Below are 19,811 nucleotides of genomic sequence, written 5' to 3' on the forward strand. Positions count from 1 at the left end.
TTTGGATGGAAAAGAACGGTAATGTAAAAGAACCGGAAGTAAACGGTAATGTAAAAGAAAGTTCAAAACCAAATAGTAATCGTAAACCAAACAATAGAAACAATAACAGAAGCAATCAAAACAGAGATTCAAAACAAAATAACAAAAATAATAGTCAAAACCGCAATAAGAATAGCGGTGGACGAGGACGTCGTCGTCAATCGACGCCAGTAGATGAAAATCTTAAAAAATTTGTTGCGATGAATCAAGAAGGTCATAAGCAAAGATTAAATCCACACTTTAAACTTGATTTGAACTCAAAAGATAAAATCCGCATTACACCATTAGGCGGTTTAGGCGAAATCGGTGGAAACATTACCGTGTTTGAGACACAAAAAGAAGCAATCCTTGTTGATGTAGGTATGAGTTTTCCTGATGAAGATATGCACGGTGTTGATATATTAGTACCGGATTTTTCATATATCCGTGAGATAAAAGATAAAATCAAAGCTGTTATTATAACCCATGCCCATGAAGACCACATAGGTGCTATGCCGTATCTTTATAAAGAGATGCAGTTCCCGATATACGGTTCGCCACTGCCTCTAGCAATGATAGGTAATAAGTTTGATGAGCATCATATAAAAGAACATAGAAGATTTTTTAATCCGATAGAAAAAAGAAAAGTATATGAGATAGGTGATGATTTTAAAATAGAGTGGATGCATATGACACACTCAATTATAGATAGTTCATCTTTAGCTATTACTACAGAAGCCGGTACGGTTATACATACCGGTGATTTTAAAATAGACCATACTCCTGTAGATGGCTATACAGCTGATTTACACAGGCTTGCTTACTATGGAGAAAAAGGTGTGCTTTGTCTTTTAAGTGATTCTACCAACTCATATAATCCACAGCCTACACCTTCAGAATTAAGTGTAGCACCTGCACTTGATAGAGTTTTTTCCAAAGCGGAAGGTCGTGTAATACTTTCAACATTCAGCTCAAATATTCACCGTGTTCAGCAAGCTATCCAATACGGTATAAAATATGGACGTAAAATCTGTGTAATAGGTCGTTCAATGGAGCGTAATATTGAGATAGCTATGCAATATGACTATGTAAAACTTCCTAAAAATGCGTTTGTTGAACCTGAACAAATATCTCATATGAATGATAAAGATGTTCTAATTGTTACAACGGGAAGCCAAGGAGAGCCAAGCTCAGCTCTGTTTAGAATGAGTATAGGTGAGCACAGGCATGTTAAAATTAAGCCTACGGACTTGGTAGTATTATCCTCACGTGCAATTCCTGGTAATGAGGGAAGCATCTCAGGAATGCTTAACCACCTTCAACGAGCAGGTGCAAAAATATCTCACGATAAAGATATTCACGTATCTGGTCATGCTTCTATAGAAGAACAAAAGCTCATGTTACGTCTAACAAACCCTAAGTTTTTCTTACCGGTTCACGGTGAATATAATCATGTTGTACGCCATAAAGAGACAGCTGTAATGTGTGGAATTCCTGAGAGAAATATTTATATTATGAATGATGGAGATTCTATAGAGGTAGCTCCAAAATATATGAGAAAAGTTAAAACCGTTAAATCAGGTAAAACTTATATAGACAACCAAAATAATCATAAAATTGATGACGATATTGTACTTGATCGCCAAAAACTTGCATCTGACGGTATTGTTATGCTTATAGCAGAGGTTGATGGACAACATGCTAAGATGCTCTCAAAACCTAAAGTTACTACATTTGGTTTAGTTGCCGACAAACAAGATAAAGCGTTTGCTAAAGAGATGGAGGATGTACTAGAACATTTCTTACTTCATATTAAAGACGGTTTATTAGAAAACGGTCGTGCATTAGAGAATGATTTACGTCAAGTTGTACGCAAACATATCTACCGTAAAATGAAAAAATATCCGCTTATTGTTCCACACGTATTTGTTCAATAATATATAATTATTATCCCCTCCCTTATACCTTGAGGGGGTAATAACTTTAAAATATAGTATAATTCCCTATTAAATATCAAAGGTTATATATTGTCTGATACTAAAGATACACAGTTTGAAAATGCTGTAAAAACTATGATGGAACATGTAGGGGAAGACCCAAATCGTGAAGGGCTACTTGATACTCCTAGTCGTGTTAAAAAAGCATATGAATTTATATTTGGTGGGTATAAGGAAGATCCGAAAAAGATACTTGAATCAGCTTTGTTTACATCCAGTAATGATGAGATGGTACTTATAAAAGATATAGAACTATATTCAACTTGTGAGCATCATCTCTTACCTATAATAGGTCGTGTACACGTGGCATATATTCCAGACGGAAAAGTGGTTGGACTTTCAAAAATTCCACGTGTTGTAAATGTATTTGCACGTCGTATGCAGATACAAGAACAGTTAACTGAGCAAATTGCAGATGCAATTATGGAGACTATAAACCCAAAAGGTGTAGCAGTTGTAGTTCAGGCTCGTCATATGTGTATGGAGATGCGTGGAGTTGAAAAAATAAACTCTACAACTACATCCTCTGCTCTTCGCGGATTATTTAAAAAAGATGAAAAAACCAGAGGCGAGTTTTTCTCTTTAATAAATTCTCCTACAGGAACTAGATACTAAATTTTATGCCGTTTAGCTCCCTAAAAGAAAAATTATCGTCTGTTAGCCACTCTACACATTTTGGAGAAGTGGTTAAAATTAATGCTACGGTAATAACTGCAACAGGATTAAATGTCAGCATCTCCGATATGGTAAAAATCATATCAAACTATAATGGACAAGAAACGGTAGGAATGGTTACCGAAATAGACGGTAATACTTTTTATATAACTCCATTTCGTTTTGTTGAGGGTTTTCGTGCCGGCGATAAAGTATATTTAGATTCTAACGGATTAAATATAAATGTAGGTGAAGGTTTAATAGGTCGTGTAGTAAACCCGTTTATGCAACCCATAGACGGTAAAGGTCCCATAAAAAACACTCAAACAGCCCCGATTATAAAAGAGCCTATTCCTGCAATGAAGCGTGGAATGATAGATGAGGTATTTAGTGTAGGGGTTAAAAGTATAGATGGTCTTTTGACATGTGGAAAAGGTCAAAAGCTTGGTATTTTTGCAGGAAGTGGGGTAGGTAAATCCACTTTAATGGGTATGATTGTTCGCGGTGCTGATGCACCTGTTAAAGTTGTAGCACTTATCGGTGAGCGTGGACGTGAAGTACCGGAATTTATAGAGAAAAACCTCGGCGGTGATTTGACAAATACCGTAATCATCGTTGCAACTTCCGATGACTCGCCTCTTATGCGTAAGTATGGAGCCTTTTCGGCTATGAGTGTTGCCGAGTATTTTAAAGATAAAGGTCAAGATGTCCTTTTTATAATGGATTCCGTTACCAGGTTTGCTATGGCACAACGTGAAATAGGTCTTGCACTTGGTGAACCTCCGACATCAAAAGGTTATCCTCCGTCATCCCTAACTTTACTTCCGCAACTTATGGAGCGTGCAGGAAAAGAGGTTGGTAAAGGTAGTATTACGGCATTTTTTACTGTTTTAATTGAGGGTGATGATATGAGTGACCCTATTGCAGATCAAAGTAGGTCGATTTTAGACGGTCATATTGTACTCTCACGTGAACTTACCGACTTTGGTATATATCCGCCTATCCATATATTAAACTCTGCATCCAGGGTTATGAATGACATTACAAGCGTAGAACATATAGATGCAGTAATGAAGTTTAGAAGAATGTACACTCTTTTAAAAGAGAACGAGATGCTAATCCGTATAGGTGCATATATAAAAGGTACAGATAAAGAACTTGATGAAGCTATAGAAAAAAAAGACAGTATGGAGAACTTTTTAAAACAACGTGCAGATAATCAAATTCCTTATGAACAGAGTATGCAAGAAATATTGTCTATTATTAAATAGTTATTATTGAATAAATTCTGAAAACAACCAACTGTCTCTCTGGGTTGTAATGTCATGTGTAATAGCTAGTTTATGCTTAGTCTTTTGTTCGTATTTTTTCATCAGCATTTTTATCTCATAGTCTAGTCCAAATGTATCTATGTATGAATAAATGAGTTGTTGAGCATTTTTAAAAGAACGCTTAGATAGATATGTTTTGACTCTTATATGAAATGCAAGTCTAAATAAATCACCGATTTTATCAACCCTGCTCTTTAAGGTTACTAATAGCCCAAGAGTGTTCTTTATATCCGATATCTTTCCTTTAAGGGCATAACTCTCACATTCTTCAACTATTTTTTGCCAATGTTTTTCTAAGAGTTCGCCAAGTTCGGTTGTATATAAACTCGTGTATATGTCTAAGGTTTCATAGCATTTTTTTAAATTATTTTCTTTATAATAGTGTTGAAGAGCTTCTAAATGTTTGCACTCTCTATCAAAGTCGGAAATTTGCTGCTTTAAATAAGGCACATCTTTTATAATAGATATTGCTATTCTTGCATTTGCAACATCGCCGTGGTATATAAAATTTTTGATTTGTTCTGTTTTGTATTCAATCTCACTTTGAAGCGTATTATAACTTGGTGATTTCATTAGAAGTTTATTTCTAAGAGCAAGCATAGAAGCTTTCGCATAATTTTTTTTATCTATAGCAAAGATAAACTCAACAAAATCTTTATTTTGGTTTAGAACTAAGTCAATCATCTCCTTTTTTGAAGGTATTGTTTTATATTCTTGAAGCAGGGATCTTGCATTTTGTGTTTTGTTAAGCAGTATTTGTCTTTGTGCATTTTTAAAGACATCCCTCCAAATCTCTTCCATCTTTCTAAATATAGGTGTTTTTTCCAACTCCGGATATTTAGAACAAAGAGCATAGGCAAGAGAGAGTTTTTTACTTAAATATAGAAGTTTTAGATTATTATAATTTTTAAAAGCAATGAATAAAGAGTTAATTTCTTTTTGTTTAGAAGGTATGTTTTTGAACATTTTTAGCAGTTCATTTGCTAAAGAAGTATTTTGGTTTATCAATGCGACTATAGCTTTATTATATATATTATTATATAGTTTATTTAAATCCATATAAGTTTTTGTGCTTTTTAGCATCGGTTCTTTTTCAACAAGTTCATACGCTTTGTCTAAAGAGTTGTGTAGTACCAAGGATTTTAAATCTTCTTCACAAGAGAGTTCAATCTTTTTGATAAAACCGCTTCTTAAAGCAACGGCAACATGTTTATAGTCTATAGATGAGAGTCTGATTACTTTATCGTCAAAGCTCATATATTTGTGTTGCAACATTTTGGAGTTTTTAATATCAACAATACTTACGTAATTTGTATTTGAACAAAGCATGATATAGTTTGACTCTGGCATTGGTAAAACTTGACGAATCTGTGTAAGAGGCGTGTCTATTTCACTTAATAATTTTCTTTGCTTTATAGAAAATATGCTTATTAGACCGTCAAAGTTTGCGCTTAAAATTGTATCATCATCTATAAAGTGTAAAGCATTGATTCTTGAATTAGTATTTTGTAAAACGATTTTATTCGCTCTGGAGTACATATCTAATACAATTATTGCTCCACCTAACCCTGAGCATGCTAAACGATTATTTTTAACACACAGCGCACTAACGTAGTTTTTACGTATATATTTTCTATCGCTACACTCATGTGGAAATGAACATAATCTCGATATTGCAGAAGAATTTGCCCAGTTATATTGGGTTACTCTACCGTTTTCATTACCAGCTATTAAATAATTAGATGTTTCATCAAATGTTAGTATTTGAATGTGCTGGTCATCGGTGGGAATTATTTTTAAAATCTCTTTTTTTTCTATATCGGCTATATATATAGCCTTTATATTTGCAAAAGCAATAAGGTTACCTTGCAGATTAAATGTAAAAGCTGTTGTATCTTGATTTAGATGTTGGCTTGTAAAGTGGTATTTAACATTACAATTTTTGGTAGAAAAAATTTTTGCACCATGAAGTTTTGTACAAAAAGCGAGTTCGTCGGTAGAAGTTGTTTTGAGAGAGGTTATGAATGATCTAGCCTTAATGCACTCTATAATTTCAGACAATCAGCTAGCTCCGTTAAAACTAAAATTGAGCCTTAAAAGGCTCAAAAAGTACTTAACAAGATGGAACGTTTCCACTGTCGTTAGCGTACTCGTAGAAAAAGTCAAAATAGTGTTGTAAATATTTATCTTTTAATGCACTGTCTTTTGCTTTAGGACAAATATTTTTAATCTCTTTAGCTAAGTCACCTTTAACAGCTTCCCATTCCATTTGAGAGTGTTTTGCAGCCATTTTTGCACCGTTCATTCCACATGCACCTTTTAATTTTTTAAGGTATAGTTTTTGACCTTTTGCAGGATCTGCACTAAGTGTTGTAGCACTCATAGTTAGCATTACTAATGCAGCTAAAGCGATTTTAATCATTTTTTTCATTTTTTTCTCCTATTGAAAATTGATGTATTTTAACTAAGAAAATATAAAATTAAGATTTATCACATAAATTACATACAATATTTATGAAAGTGTGTAAAAGCGTAAAATTGAAGATTTTAGAAGAATTTTCCCAAAAAAGGGAAAATTTGATTAAGCACGGCCTGAAAGCATTCCGTGAATAGTCATTGGTTTTAGAGCATAAACTTTTAGTAACCACCAAATCCATCTCTCTTGAGTCGGGTCTAACGGGAATGAAGCAGCATTTTTACCTGAACCTGCAGGTTTAGAAGCCCAGTTAAACTCAGCTAACATTACAGTACCGATGCTAGTAATAAGCGGACATACAGTATAACCGTCATACTTAGCAGTTAAAGATTTACCTTGCATTGCAGCAATCATATTGTCAACAACTACTTTATATTGTTTACGAGCTGAACCACCTGTTTTACCCATAGGAACAGCAGCAACATCACCTAAAGACCATACATTAGGGTATTTTACATGTTGAAGAGTTTCTTTGTTTACAGGTACCCAACCTTTAGCAGAACCAACAGCAGAGTTTCCAACTACGTCCGGAGCTTTCATAGGAGGCGTAATATGCATGAAGTCATATTTTACTTCTACACGCTCGTGTTTAGTTACCATAGTGTACTCTTCTAAGTCCTCATCGTATGCACCTTTTTCTTTCCAGTGCTTGTCAAATACAGCAGTTTTAGTAGCAGTATCTACTTCGATAAGGTTATGTTTGTAGTGCCATTTGAAACCACGAGTTTTAAATTGTTCTACGATTGCAGTGTGATAATCTTTAATACCGAACATTCCACCACCGTTTGGATAGAAAGTTAACTCAACTTTATCACGAACACCAGCTTCTTCTAAACGTGAATTTGTAAGATACATGATTTTCTTAGGAGCACCACCACATTTAATAGGTGTATTTGGGTGAGTAAATACAGCTTGTAGTTTTTCAGGACCTTTGTGAGCTTTAGCTTTAGCGATTAACTCTTCAATACCTTTATAAGTAGCTTCTGCACCATCACGGAAGTAGATAGAGTGAAGACCGTCTTTACCTATACCTGAGTTTTTAACTGCAGAGTTATCAGTACCACTTGAAGTGATTTCACCTTCAAGACCTTTGATTTGTGCATAGTTTAGCATAACACCTGTAGCAATAATCATTTGGTCGTATTTAACTTCTTTAGAACCGTCAACAGTTACAGAGTTATTGTCAGGGTCAAAAGCAGTAACGCTACCTTTAATTAGTTTTACACCACTTGGTAAGAAGTCATCTCTGTTATAGATAATATCTTCTTTGTCCCAAATTCCGGCACCTACTAAAGTTTGACCAGGTTGGTAAGATACAGATGTAGGATCCGGCTCAATAACGGTAATATCAGCATTGCTAATAGAGTTGTTAAGACGAGCAGCTGTACTCATACCTGCAAGTCCACCACCTACGATAACTATTTTACCTTTTACATCAGCAGCAACAGCACTAGCTGCACCAACAGTTGTTCCAGCCATTACTGAAGCAGCAACAGGTGAAACACTCATGAATTTTAAAGCGTCACGACGAGACATAATCTCAGGGTGCTTATCAACTTCGTTTAGAATCTCTTCTAGGATTTGATTTTTAGACATATAATTTCCCTTGTGTTAATAAAGTGATTGATTTTACTTGCTATAAGCTTAAAATATTTTTAAAAATTGCCATTTTTGACAATTTTAAGAGAGTTATCACAAATTTTTGATTATATGTCTGAAAATTACATAATTAAAAGTTTGTCAAATATAGTCAGGCAGGGAGTTTGAAAGGTTTTTGTAATAATTATTATAAGTAGAAGTTTATTTAGTATTTTTTTAAGAATTGAAACAGAAATAAGTGAAAAACACTTATTTCTATTAAATATTTTGGATTAGTATCTATATCTGAAATATACTCTTAAATCTTGAGCAGTTTCTATTTCATCCATCATTTTACCCATAATTGAATCTACCTTATAAGATAAACTACCATCACCAAAGAAACCATTTGATCCAGAGTAGTCATAATTCATTTGCGTATATCTAACTTGCATAGAAAATACATTATCGATTAAAGGTTGTGTCCAATAAGCTTCTATAGCATTACCACGTGTAGCAAGCTTAGAACCGGACATAGTGTCTTCACCGTATGTGAATGACTTCCAGTGTTCATCACCATGATTATACTCTAGTCCAAATCTACCGCCTGTTAAGTTTGGCATATTTACACCAAGCCAGTAAGAATGACCTGTTTCAGATTTATTACTACCCAACATTGAACCAGTTATTCCCATACCTTGTGCAACCATTGTAGCAGTGGCTGTACGATTAACTGAAGCCGGATGAGATTTACTCATAGCATAAGAAGCAAAGAAAGTTGTTTCATCTAAGAAGTCGGATATTTCATTACCTATACCGTCAACTTTAAATGATACAGCCATTCCATCCATATCTCCAGTATTTTGCATTGACCAAGTTTGAACGTCATCAGCAGTGTTCATTGTAGCATCAGCTCCTGCGCTATAATCTGATAAAATTAAACCGGGAACGTTTTTACCGCGATACCATGTAGTTTTAACCGCGTATTGACCATCATCATACGGTACAAAAATAAATCCGTATAAATCTACAGTATCTAAGTTGTTTCCATCTTCCGTATAGTTAGGTTGTGTTGAACCACCTGTAAACGAGTTGAAACCGGTAGGTGTTATACGAGAAGTTGCATTAGAAGCCCATCCGGTTGCATTTGTTAAACCACGACCTAAACAAAGTTTAACCATAAAACCAGGTAGAACCTTATCTAAAGTAACACCGGCAGATGCACCGTCAAATTCCATATTTATAACATGACCTAGTGGAGATTTTGGTTTTTTGTCATCTTCTCTTAAGTTAGCTAGGTAACCGTTTGTAGATGGGCGACGACCGATACTTGCAGTAACTCTAGCATCACCAAATGTAGGCATCCATAACCAATAAGCTTCACGCACACGAACTTTATCGTCATTTAATGTTTCACTTGAAATCCAGTCAAATGTATCAAATCCAAAACCTGTTCCACGTTGACCATAAGAAGCACCAAAAGCTTTATAGTAAGAAAGTTGACCTTTAAAAACCATATCATCAGTAGGTGCATAACCCATATTTAACCATAAACGATTAGAATATAAATTAGTATTTTTATATTTATTACCGTTTACACTTTCATATTCAATTTTATCAACGGCTGTACGAAAATCTACATCAAACTTGATATTGTCATTTGCCGCCTGAGCATTTACACTACTAACTTTTTTTTGTAAGTAATTAACTTGTTTATTTAATTTATCAATCTGAGATTGTAAATCATCATTTGCGTATACTGCTGTACTTAGAAAAGCTGCAGTGGCAGAAAGAGCAATTATTTTTTTCATTCGAATTCCTTCATCAATATATTCACTTACCATCATATCACAAACCCGAAAGAAATTTGATAAAAAAGTGATAAATAATCACCCTTTTGTTACAAAAGTACGCATAAGAAATATTTATATAACTTAGACAAATTATATATATAAATTTATAGAATAATTATAGGGAAATTGGGCTAAACGAAGAATATTTTATACTAACAAATACTAATAGAGAGTTACTCTATTAGTATTTATAGGTTATAGCAAGTCTAATGTTTTTGGAAGTTATATCTGCATCTGTCGGTGCAACCCAACCTGCACATTTATTGTTCGGAGTATAATCATGTTGTATATAAGTATATCTAATTTGTGATGGAAGATATTTTACTCCAAATAAATCAAAATTCCAGTAAGCTTCATAAGCTTGACCGCGTACGGATATTTTTGAACCGATAGTAGTATCTTCAGCCCAAGTCATTGGTGTCCAGTATTTTGAACCATGATTATATTCAAACCCGAATTTTCCAGAATCCGTAATCATATCAGGTATTATAATTCCTGTCCATATAGAAGAACCGTTTTTACTGCCACCGTTACTTGAACCTAATAATTGATATCCGCTTTTTGCATTATAGTCGGTATAAGCACCGGATATAAAAAATGTAGTTTCATCTAAAAAATCACTTATTTCATCCCCAATACCTTCGATTTTTAAACCTACAGAGAATAAATCTGCCGTACCGGCTGCTGCTTTAGCAGTTGAAGGGTCGTTAAATCTTTGACCTTTTGTATTAAAAATATGTGCCCATTCATACATAATTTGATATTGACCGTTATAATACGCTTGACCAGGCACTACAAAAAAATCAACGTCTTTGTCATCACCGTAATTAGTACTGCTATCTAAGGCATAAGGTGTGATGCCTCCTGTTCCGTCGTATCCATATACACCGTTTGTCGCTCCCGTATGAGCACGTCCATATACAAATTTGGTATATGCACCCTCTATAAAACGACCCCAGTCGAGTTTAACCATAGCCCCGTTTACTTCCATATTTGTAATATGTGCTAAAGGTGAACTCGGTTTATCTTCATTCTCTCTATAATTAGCTAAAAAACCATTTGTTGAAGGACGACGACCTATAGAAAAACTTATAGGTTGAGATCCTATAGAGTTAGAGTAAACAAAATAAGCTTCTTTAATGCGCATCACTGTATCAGTAGGTTTAGATGAAGCAGACCAGTCTTTTAAACCTGTACTTTCATCATATATATGTGCACCCCAAGTTGAATATATAGCAAGTTGACCTTTAAAGATTAATCCTTTCATAGGTGTTGCAGCCATATTTAAAAAGAGTCTGCTTGTAAAAAGTGAATCGTTTTCAGCTTTTATATTGTTTTTATTATCTTTATACTCTAAAGATTCAAAGGTGTTTCTAAAATCAATATCGAGTTTAACATTATCGCCTCCAGTAGCTTTTTTAACTGAGCTTAAAGACATATTAGTTCTTTTTTGATCTTTCTTTAATTTTTGAATCTCTTTTTTTAGTTCATCTATTTGAGTTTGAGTATCTGTAGATGCATATAAACCGGAGCTTAAAATAGCAACAGAAGAGAGGGCTATTATTCTTTTCATTGTTTATCCTTATAATTTTTATAAGCTGTAATCTTAACAAAGAAAAGTAAATTATTATTTGATATTATTTATATTATAATTATATATAAATTTTATTAATAAGTAGTTGAGTTGATATTCTATTATTCCATATATTTTTATTTACGGTATATGAACAAGTTATCTTTTTATTTTGAGGCATTTCAAAAACTTCTCTAAATAGTGTAAGCTCAAGAGAGTTTAGGTCATCTTTATTTTGCCTGATTATTATTTTAGAATGATTTTTTTCACGACCAAAGATTTTTATATCTTCAATATATGCATTTTGTATCAAAAAAGTCGGACGTTTGTTTGCTTCACCATATGGTTCAAACATATCAAATATATTTAAGAGTTCAATATCTATAGATGAGCTGTCTAAAATACCAAGTACATCATCTTTTGGTAAGAAACATGAATCCGGGATGTTTTTTGCACTCTCATTTATAGCTTTGGTAAAACTATATATATTTTCTTTGTCTATACTAAGACCCGCCGCCATTTTATGACCGCCAAAACCATTTAGAAGATTATTGTTTGCTGCCAAAAGTTTATAAATATCAACTTCACCTATACTTCTTGCACTTCCTTTAGCTTTTTTATCTTCAATATTAAGAACTATACTCGGTCTTCCGAACTTGTCCGTAAGTCTTGAAGCAACTATCCCTACTACTCCTTCGTGCCAATCTTCACCTGCGACAACTATAATTTTGTCATTTTTATTTACGGATGCCGTAGCTTGCTTTGTAGTATATGCCTCAGTTTCTTTTCTTTGTTCGTTTAAATTGTTTAATCGGTTAAAGTAGTTATAGGCAATATTTACGTCTTTTGCTCTAAAAAAGTTCAGTGCAATAGAAGCGTCTTCTAATCTTCCTGCAGCATTGATGCGTGGTGCAATTGCAAAAGCAATATCTTCACTGCTTATATATGGTTTGTTTATAAAGTCTTTTATTATGACAGATGCAGGTCGGGAAGAGTTCATTAAAACTTTTAATCCCTCTTTTACGAGTAAGCGGTTAATATTTATAAGTGGCATTACATCCGCAATTATTGCTATAGTTAATATATCTAAAAATTGTTTCATATCTATGTTTATAGATAATTTTCTTTTTAATAGACCTAAGAGTAGCCATGCAACTTGTGCACCGCATATCTCTTTAAAAGGATATTGGCACTCTTTTAATTTTGGATCTACTATTGCATATGCGCGAGGAAGTATTTCACCGGGTGTATGGTGATCTGTAATAATTAAATCTATCCCGCGTTCTTTACATATGTCGGCTGCTTCTATAGCAGTTATCCCATTATCCACACTTATAACTAAATCTGCATCGATTCTATTTAAAATAGTCGGGCTCACACCGTAACCGTCATTAAATCTATTTGGGATTACTGCATCTAGGGGATAAGGAATTTGAGCAAAAAAATCACACATTATAGCTGTAGCTGAAATTCCATCTACGTCATAATCACCTACAAGTGTGATTTTTTCATTGTTTTTTATAGCTTTAGCTATCCTAGAAGCTGCCTTGTCGGCATCTTTTAAAAGGGAAGGATTTGGGATTTGTGAAAGAGTTTTTTCTTCATCAAATCTTGAGCTTAGAAGCTCAAAGATTTTCTGTTTATTTAGTATTTCCACTAGTGAACTTCTAAACTTGCTTTAACAAATGCAAGTATAGAAGGATTTGGACTTTGCAGGCGTGATGTAAATTCAGGGTGGAATTGAACGCCTAAAAACCAAGGATGATCTTTTATCTCAACTGTTTCAATTAAACCGTTTGATTCGCCGGTAACTATCATTCCTGCCTTTTCAAGCTGCTCACGATAAGCCGGATTCGCTTCATAGCGATGACGATGGCGTTCATAAATAATTTTTTCACCGTTATAAGCTTTGCGAAGAATTGAGCCCTCTTTAGTTTCGCATGGGTACTCTCCTAAACGTAAAGTACCACCCATTGGCGAGCTATGCGTACGAAGTTGTGCCTCTCCGTTTTGGTCTAAAAAGTCCGAAATTAGATATATCATAGGGTTTTTGCAGTTTTCATCAAACTCTATAGAATTTGCATCATCTAAACCAAGGACATTTCTAGCATATTCTACGAGTGTAAGTTGCATACCTAGACATATTCCAAGATACGGTATTTTATTAACACGAGCATATTCTATAGCTTTTATTTTGCCTTCAACTCCACGATTACCGAATCCTCCCGCAACTAAAACAGAATCACAGTCGGCAAGTAGTGTTTCAGGACCACGTTCTTCAATCTCTTCAGAATCTACCCAGCATATTTCAACTCTTGCATCTAAATGTGCGCCTGAGTGAATAAGTGCTTCCGTTAAAGATTTGTAGCTCTCTTTTAATTCAAGGTATTTTCCCACAAAACCTATAACGACTTTGCCTTTAGGTTGAACAATCTTTTTAACTAGGCTGTCCCATTCTTCCATGTCCGGTGTTAAATCCCCTAATTCAAGTGCTTTAGCTATTGGACTTAGTATATCTTGTCTTAAAAAACTCATAGGAACATCATATATAGATGCCGCATCATTAGCTTCTATAACAGCATCTTGGTGTACGTCACAACTCATAGCTAATTTTTTCTTGAATGATTTTGGAAGTTGGTTTTCACTTCTGGCAATAATCATCTGCGGAGTTATACCGATACGGCGAAGTTCCTGAACAGAGTGTTGAGTTGGTTTAGATTTTAATTCACCTGCAGCTTTTATGTAAGGAATAAGTGTTACATGAACAAAAAAAGTACCTGCTACTTCTTCATCATGTTTCATTTGACGGATTGCCTCCATAAACGGTAAACCTTCTATATCTCCTACAGTTCCGCCAAGTTCAACTACAAGTATATCGTGACCCTCGCCGGCTTCTTTTATACGCTTTACAATCTCACCGACTATGTGGGGAATTACTTGAATGGTTTGACCAAGATATCCGCCCGCACGTTCACGTTCTATTACGCTTGAGTATATTTGACCGGTAGTAAAATTTGAACTCTTTAAATAAGATGTATCTAAAAAACGTTCATAATTACCTATATCCAAATCAGTCTCGGCACCGTCTTTTGTTACAAATACTTCACCATGCTCAAGTGGGCTCATAGTACCGGGATCTACATTAATATATGGATCTATTTTTAGCATACCTACTTTTTTACCGGAGTGTTTTAGTAGTGTACCGATGCTAGCAGCAGTAATCCCTTTTCCAAGAGAACTTAAAACCCCTCCCGTTACAAAAATATACTTAGTCATGCCAAAATTCTCCAAAATTTAAATCTAATCCGCGATTATATAATAAGTGCACTTAAAAAGTTATTTAGATATACTTTTATGAAAATAAAAATCGGAAAAACAAAAATAAAAAATGGATAAAGTTTTATTAATAATAGTACTGGCATTAGGTATATCAACTGTTCTAAGTTTGCTGTTAAAAAGAATAGGCGTATCTCAAATAATAGGATATATTTTTACAGGTACGATTTTAGCATACAGTTTTGGGCTTCAAGATTCAAGTCAATCAAGTACTTTGGAGCATATCGGTGAGTTCGGTATAGTTTTTTTGATGTTTACTATAGGTTTGGAGATATCTCTTTCTAAGATGAACCGTATGAAAAAAGAGATATTTGGAAACGGTTTCATGCAGGCTACATTTACGGCTATTGCTATTTTAATAATAAGTTTTTTTATATTTAAATTAAATTTTGTAACATCACTGATTATCTCAACGGCATTTGCACTTTCATCAACCGCAGTAGTTTTAAGTTATCTCAAATCCTCAAAAGAAATATATGCACCTTATGGTCAAAGAGCTACCGGTATATTGATTTTTCAAGATATTGCGGTTATCCCTTTACTTATATTACTGGGGTTTTTAACAAACGAAGCTAATCAATCTGTATGGATAATTATCAGAGATACGTTTATAAGTGCTCTTATTGTAGTCTCAATACTCTTTTTTATCGGTAGAAAAGTTGTTTCTTGGTTGTTGCATTTTTCTGCCTCTTCGGAGGAAGATGAATTGTTTATGGGGAGTGTTTTATTTATAGTTATTAGTGCATCCCTTTTAGCTTCATATTTTGGTTTTACTTATTCACTGGGTGCTTTTGTAGCAGGTATGGTTATAGCCGAGACAAAGTATCACCACAAAGTCGAATATGATATAGCACCGTTTAAAGATATCCTTTTGGGGACTTTTTTTATTGTAGTAGGTATGAAAATAGATATATCGTATTTTATAAATAATATAGCATTAATTATAGGTATATTTGTTCTGGTTCTTCTTTTAAAAACGGTAATTACATTTTTGGTTTTAAGACTAAGTTCCGATAATTCAACATCATTAAAAACAGCATTGTCGATATCTCAAGTCGGTGAATTTTCATTTGTAATTTTTGCAGTGGCAAGTATGGGAGGTTTAATCGATAAAGAATTGGAATCGCTTTTACTTTTAATAGTAATTTTTTCTATGATGATTACGCCTTTTTTTATTTCACATATAAATGGTTTTGTAGATACTTTTATAAAAGACGACAGTTATGTACTGCTTGATGAAAAAGATTTTAAATCACGTCAAGGACACATAATAGTTTGCGGTTACAGTGATATAGGTAAGTCGGTTGCAGAGCATCTGGATGAAATGGGAATACCCTATGTAATAATAGATAACAATCCGAAAAACGTACAACTTGCACTTAAACAAAATAAAGAAGTTTATTTAGGAGATATGTCTGAGCTTTCTATGATTGAAGCACTTCATACCGAAAGTTGTGCATCTGTTATTGTAACATTAGACAATATCGATAAGAAAAAAGCTGTTTGTGAGACTATACGGGAATATACAAAAGATATACACTTAATAGCCAAAGTTGTATCTCAAGAGGAAAAAAACAAGCTTAGAGGTATTGATATCGATGTTATAGTCGATGGAAAATACGAGGTTGGTAGAATCTTGGTGGACAAGATGATGGTTTGTCAGATGAGGAATTAATTTCCTCTTGAACCCGGCTTTATAGCTTCGCTTCCATCTTTACAAAGTGGACATTTATCAGGTGAATACATCTCAAACGTAAAGTCTTCTAACGCAAAAAACGGAATATTTTGCGGAAGTTTACAGTTTGGCTTAGTCTCAATAGAACTGTTCTCACGTTTACAAAAACCACGGTTAGCTAAAGCTGCTACACCGACTATTTTACCGCCAAGAGACTCAACTACGGCTGCAGCTTCCATTGCACTTCCGCCTGTTGTAATGATGTCTTCGCACATTAAAACTCTCTCGCCTTTTTTTACTTCAAAACCGCGACGGATATTCATCTTGCCATCAACTCTCTCTGCAAAAATATAACGAACATCAAGTGCTTGTGCTAAAGCAAATCCGGCAATAAGTCCACCAAGAGCAGGTGCACATACGGTATCTACTTCAAGTCCGCTCTCTTTGATCTGCTTTGCAAGAGCATCGGCTAGAAGTTTAGCAGTTTTTGGATCTTCTAAAACTTTTGCGGATTGTAGATAAAACTGTGAGTGATTACCACTGCTTAGTTTAAAATGACCCTCTAAAAGAGCCTCTGCATCCATATATATTTTTTTTATATCCATTAAACTTTAAGAACCTCAATCTCTTTAGCTTTTGCGTCTTCTTCAATTTTGGCTATATATTTATCAGTTAATTTTTGAATATTTTCTTGGGCAACTTTTGATTCGTCTTGAGTAATCTCTTTGTCTTTTTCAAGTTTCTTAACGGCATCGTTTGCTTTTTTTCTGTCATTTCTTACAGAAACTTTAGCATCTTCAACCATTCCTTTCATCTGCTTAACAGTCTCTTGTCTTTGCTCACTTGTCATAGGTGGAAAGAAAAGTTTGATAAAGTCACCGTCATTATTTGGATTTACTCCGAGATTTGCAGTGTTTATAGCGGCTTCAATATCACCTAACAGATGTTTTTCCCAAGGGTTGATAGCAATAGTTGTTGCATCTATAGCCGTTACCGAACCGACTTGGTCAAGAGGCGTCATTGTTCCATAGTAGTCGATTTTTACATTGTCTAAAACAGTAGTACTTACTTTACCTGTTCTTAGAGTTTTAAAATCTCTATGCATATGTTCAACACTGCCTTGCATCTTCTCTTCACATTGACTATAAACATCATTTAACATTTTAAGTATTCCTTATTTTGAAGTATTTGTTTCTTTTGCTGCCGGCGCTACAACATTTGTATTCTCAGTTAAGTTATCTACGACCGATTCCTCAGCCGATTTAGAATACATATAACCTAAAGTGATTGTATTTACAACAAATAAAAATCCTATCGTAAATGTAACCTTTGCTAAAAAGCTGTTTGGTCCTTTTGCTCCAAAAACTGAGTCGTTTGAACCGCTATATGCTCCAAGACCGATGCTTGAGCTTTTTTGTAATAGTACAGCGATTACGATTAAAATCACTAAAACTATTTGAACAATAAGTAAAAAACTAGTTGTCATTTATAAATTCCTGTTTGGCTTTTCCAAAATGGTCTAAAGCTATAATTAAAGTTGCGAATTATATCCAAAAAAAGCTTTAATTCAAAATTGGGTATAATACAAAAAAATTTGATGGGTCGAATATGAGTTTAAAAAATATAATTATCGTTCTTTTTCTTTTGATTCTAATAGTTGGATATGCTCTATTAAAACCTGAACAAAAAATACAAAATCACAGTTCAAAAAATAGTATTGTATTGAGTACTTTTGCACTTTACGATGCAGCTAAGCATATTGGTAAAGATAAATTTAAGCTCTCCAGTGTACTGCCTTTTGGAAGCGATGCACACAGCTATGAGTTGACACCTAAAAAAATGGCTGAGATACAAGATAGTTCTTTATTTGTATATAGTGGAGCTTCGCTAGAACCTTGGATTTCTAAAATATCTTCGCCTAATATGTTGGATATGTCAAAATATGTGAATTTAATCCATTTGGAAGAAGATCATCACCATCACCACCATCATGAAGATGAAAGTCATCACGAAGATGAAGAAGTTTCTCACAAAGAGGCAATAGATCCTCATTATTGGTTAGATATAAATAATATGATAAAAGTGGCTCAAAAACTAACGCAGGAGTTTGTTAAACTATCTCCAAAAAATAAAGATTTTTTTGAGTCAAACAAAAATGAGTATATAAAAACTTTAAAAGAGATGGATAAGAGATATAAAGAAGAACTATCTTTATGTAAAAAAGATACTATTATCGTTAACCATAATGCTTTTTCATATCTTGGTAAAACGTATAATTTTCATATAGAGTCTATTAATGGTTTATCAACTGAAAGTATGCCCTCACCAGATGATGTTAAACATATACTCCATGAAATAAAAGAGAAAAATGTCTCTATTATCTTTTTTGAAAGTTTTGCAAGTGACAAACTAATCAAATCTATCGCAAAAGATGTAAACGTTAAAGTTGATACTTTACAACCTTTAGGAAATATTACAAAAGATGAGCAGAATTTGACATATGCTGAGATTATGGATAAAAATATTAGAAAAATCAAACAAGCATTAGAGTGTAGATGAATTTTAAATTACCGATTTTTGATGTAGAAAATCTTAATTTTAATGTTGGCGGGGTAAATATTTTATCTAATGTATCTTTACAGATTTTTAACTCCCAATATATTGCTATTATCGGACCAAACGGTGGTGGAAAAACAACTTTGATTCGTTTATTATTGGGACTTGAGAGACTAAATTCCGGTAAGATTAAAATTTACGGCAAGACACACTCGGAATTTAAAGAATGGTATAAAATAGGATACGTCCCTCAACGTGCATCTCATGTTGATATTAACTTTCCTGCTACTGTTTTAGATATTGTAAAAATGGGTAGGACTGCTCAGAGGAAAATCTTTTCTACAATGAGTAAAGAGGATGAAACTTTAGTGTTAGATGCAATGGAGCAGATGGATATAATGCATCTAAAAGACAAGATGGTAGGTACGCTCTCAGGTGGACAGCGTCAACGTGTCATGATAGCACGTGCACTTGCATCTCAGCCGGAAGTTTTGATACTTGATGAGCCAAATACAGGTGTAGATGTAGCATCTCAAAACAGGTTTTATTCACTTCTTCGCAAACTAAACAAAGAGAAAAAAATAACTATTATTTTTATAACACACGATATCGGTGTTATAGCTGATGATATTGCAAGACTTTTTACGGTAAATCAAAAAGTTATAACCTGTAACAACCCAAAACAAGCTTTAAGCTGTGATGAGATGAGTGAGCTTTACGGGATAGAAGCTCATCTAATCCATAATCATAAGCATGGACATTAA

The 19,811-nt window shown here is 34.0% G+C and carries 16 protein-coding genes; 6 read left to right on the forward strand and 10 right to left on the reverse strand.

What is annotated here, in order from left to right:
• Positions 1 to 5: 5 nt before the first annotated feature.
• From FJR48_RS00095 to fliI, 3 genes are all read left to right on the forward strand, one after another.
• Positions 6 to 1,955 (forward strand): ribonuclease J, encoded by a 1,950-nt coding sequence (locus tag FJR48_RS00095; RefSeq protein ID WP_152306151.1) that lies wholly within the window; start codon positions 6 to 8, stop codon positions 1,953 to 1,955.
• 90 nt (positions 1,956 to 2,045) lie between these two features.
• Positions 2,046 to 2,630: a GTP cyclohydrolase I FolE gene (gene folE, locus FJR48_RS00100; protein WP_152306152.1), complete on the forward strand. Its 585-nt coding sequence runs from the start codon at positions 2,046 to 2,048 to the stop codon at positions 2,628 to 2,630.
• Positions 2,631 to 2,635: 5 nt separating this feature from the next.
• Entirely contained in the window at positions 2,636 to 3,940 is a 1,305-nt protein-coding gene (gene fliI / locus FJR48_RS00105; RefSeq protein ID WP_152306153.1) for a flagellar protein export ATPase FliI, read from the forward strand.
• A gap of 3 nt (positions 3,941 to 3,943) precedes the next feature.
• On the opposite strand, the gene FJR48_RS00110 is transcribed toward fliI, so the two are convergent.
• The 7 genes from FJR48_RS00110 to pyrG all read right to left on the reverse strand — a co-directional run bounded on the left by FJR48_RS00110 (position 3,944) and on the right by pyrG (position 14,756).
• On the reverse strand, positions 3,944 to 6,061 hold the full coding sequence (locus FJR48_RS00110) for a WD40 repeat domain-containing protein (RefSeq protein WP_152306154.1): 2,118 nt from the start codon (positions 6,059 to 6,061) through the stop codon (positions 3,944 to 3,946).
• A 52-nt stretch (positions 6,062 to 6,113) separates the two neighbouring features.
• Entirely contained in the window at positions 6,114 to 6,431 is a 318-nt protein-coding gene (locus FJR48_RS00115; protein ID WP_152306155.1) for a cytochrome C, read from the reverse strand.
• Between the two features lie 150 nt (positions 6,432 to 6,581).
• The gene (locus tag FJR48_RS00120; protein WP_152306156.1) at positions 6,582 to 8,072 is read right to left on the reverse strand and encodes an NAD(P)/FAD-dependent oxidoreductase; all 1,491 of its coding nucleotides are present in this window, start codon (positions 8,070 to 8,072) and stop codon (positions 6,582 to 6,584) included.
• Between the two features lie 275 nt (positions 8,073 to 8,347).
• Entirely contained in the window at positions 8,348 to 9,865 is a 1,518-nt protein-coding gene (locus FJR48_RS00125; RefSeq protein WP_152306157.1) for a DUF3373 family protein, read from the reverse strand.
• Positions 9,866 to 10,088: 223 nt separating this feature from the next.
• Positions 10,089 to 11,480 carry a DUF3373 family protein gene (locus FJR48_RS00130; protein WP_152306158.1) on the reverse strand — a complete coding sequence of 464 codons (1,392 nt, stop codon included), beginning with the start codon at positions 11,478 to 11,480 and terminating at the stop codon, positions 10,089 to 10,091.
• A 79-nt stretch (positions 11,481 to 11,559) separates the two neighbouring features.
• Positions 11,560 to 13,137 carry a single-stranded-DNA-specific exonuclease RecJ gene (gene recJ / locus FJR48_RS00135; RefSeq protein WP_152306159.1) on the reverse strand — a complete coding sequence of 526 codons (1,578 nt, stop codon included), beginning with the start codon at positions 13,135 to 13,137 and terminating at the stop codon, positions 11,560 to 11,562.
• Positions 13,137 to 14,756 (reverse strand): CTP synthase, encoded by a 1,620-nt coding sequence (gene pyrG / locus FJR48_RS00140; protein WP_152306160.1) that lies wholly within the window; start codon positions 14,754 to 14,756, stop codon positions 13,137 to 13,139. The genes recJ and pyrG overlap by 1 nt, the downstream gene beginning before the upstream one ends.
• A gap of 112 nt (positions 14,757 to 14,868) precedes the next feature.
• Between pyrG and FJR48_RS00145 the strand changes: the two genes are divergently transcribed.
• Positions 14,869 to 16,491 (forward strand): cation:proton antiporter domain-containing protein, encoded by a 1,623-nt coding sequence (locus FJR48_RS00145; RefSeq protein ID WP_152306161.1) that lies wholly within the window; start codon positions 14,869 to 14,871, stop codon positions 16,489 to 16,491.
• On the opposite strand, the gene pyrE is transcribed toward FJR48_RS00145, so the two are convergent.
• The 3 genes from pyrE to secG are packed head-to-tail and all read right to left on the reverse strand — an operon-like array spanning position 16,488 to position 17,977.
• A complete protein-coding gene (pyrE, locus tag FJR48_RS00150) occupies positions 16,488 to 17,096 on the reverse strand; it encodes an orotate phosphoribosyltransferase (protein WP_152306162.1) in 609 nt (202 codons plus the stop codon). The genes FJR48_RS00145 and pyrE overlap by 4 nt on opposite strands.
• Complete coding sequence (frr, locus tag FJR48_RS00155; protein ID WP_152306163.1) at positions 17,096 to 17,653, reverse strand: ribosome recycling factor; 558 nt, start codon at positions 17,651 to 17,653, stop codon at positions 17,096 to 17,098. Before frr ends, pyrE begins: the two co-directional genes overlap by 1 nt.
• Positions 17,654 to 17,665: 12 nt before the next feature.
• Positions 17,666 to 17,977: a preprotein translocase subunit SecG gene (gene secG, locus FJR48_RS00160; protein WP_152306164.1), complete on the reverse strand. Its 312-nt coding sequence runs from the start codon at positions 17,975 to 17,977 to the stop codon at positions 17,666 to 17,668.
• A gap of 122 nt (positions 17,978 to 18,099) precedes the next feature.
• On the opposite strand from secG, the gene FJR48_RS00165 reads away from it, so the two are divergent.
• The gene (locus tag FJR48_RS00165; protein WP_152306165.1) at positions 18,100 to 19,050 is read left to right on the forward strand and encodes a metal ABC transporter substrate-binding protein; all 951 of its coding nucleotides are present in this window, start codon (positions 18,100 to 18,102) and stop codon (positions 19,048 to 19,050) included.
• Positions 19,047 to 19,811, forward strand: coding sequence for a metal ABC transporter ATP-binding protein (locus FJR48_RS00170; protein WP_152306166.1), 765 nt, complete (start codon positions 19,047 to 19,049; stop codon positions 19,809 to 19,811). Before FJR48_RS00165 ends, FJR48_RS00170 begins: the two co-directional genes overlap by 4 nt.

Origin of the sequence: Sulfurimonas lithotrophica (assembly GCF_009258225.1) — a bacterium.
In the GTDB taxonomy this organism is placed as follows: Bacteria; Campylobacterota; Campylobacteria; order Campylobacterales; family Sulfurimonadaceae; genus Sulfurimonas; species Sulfurimonas lithotrophica.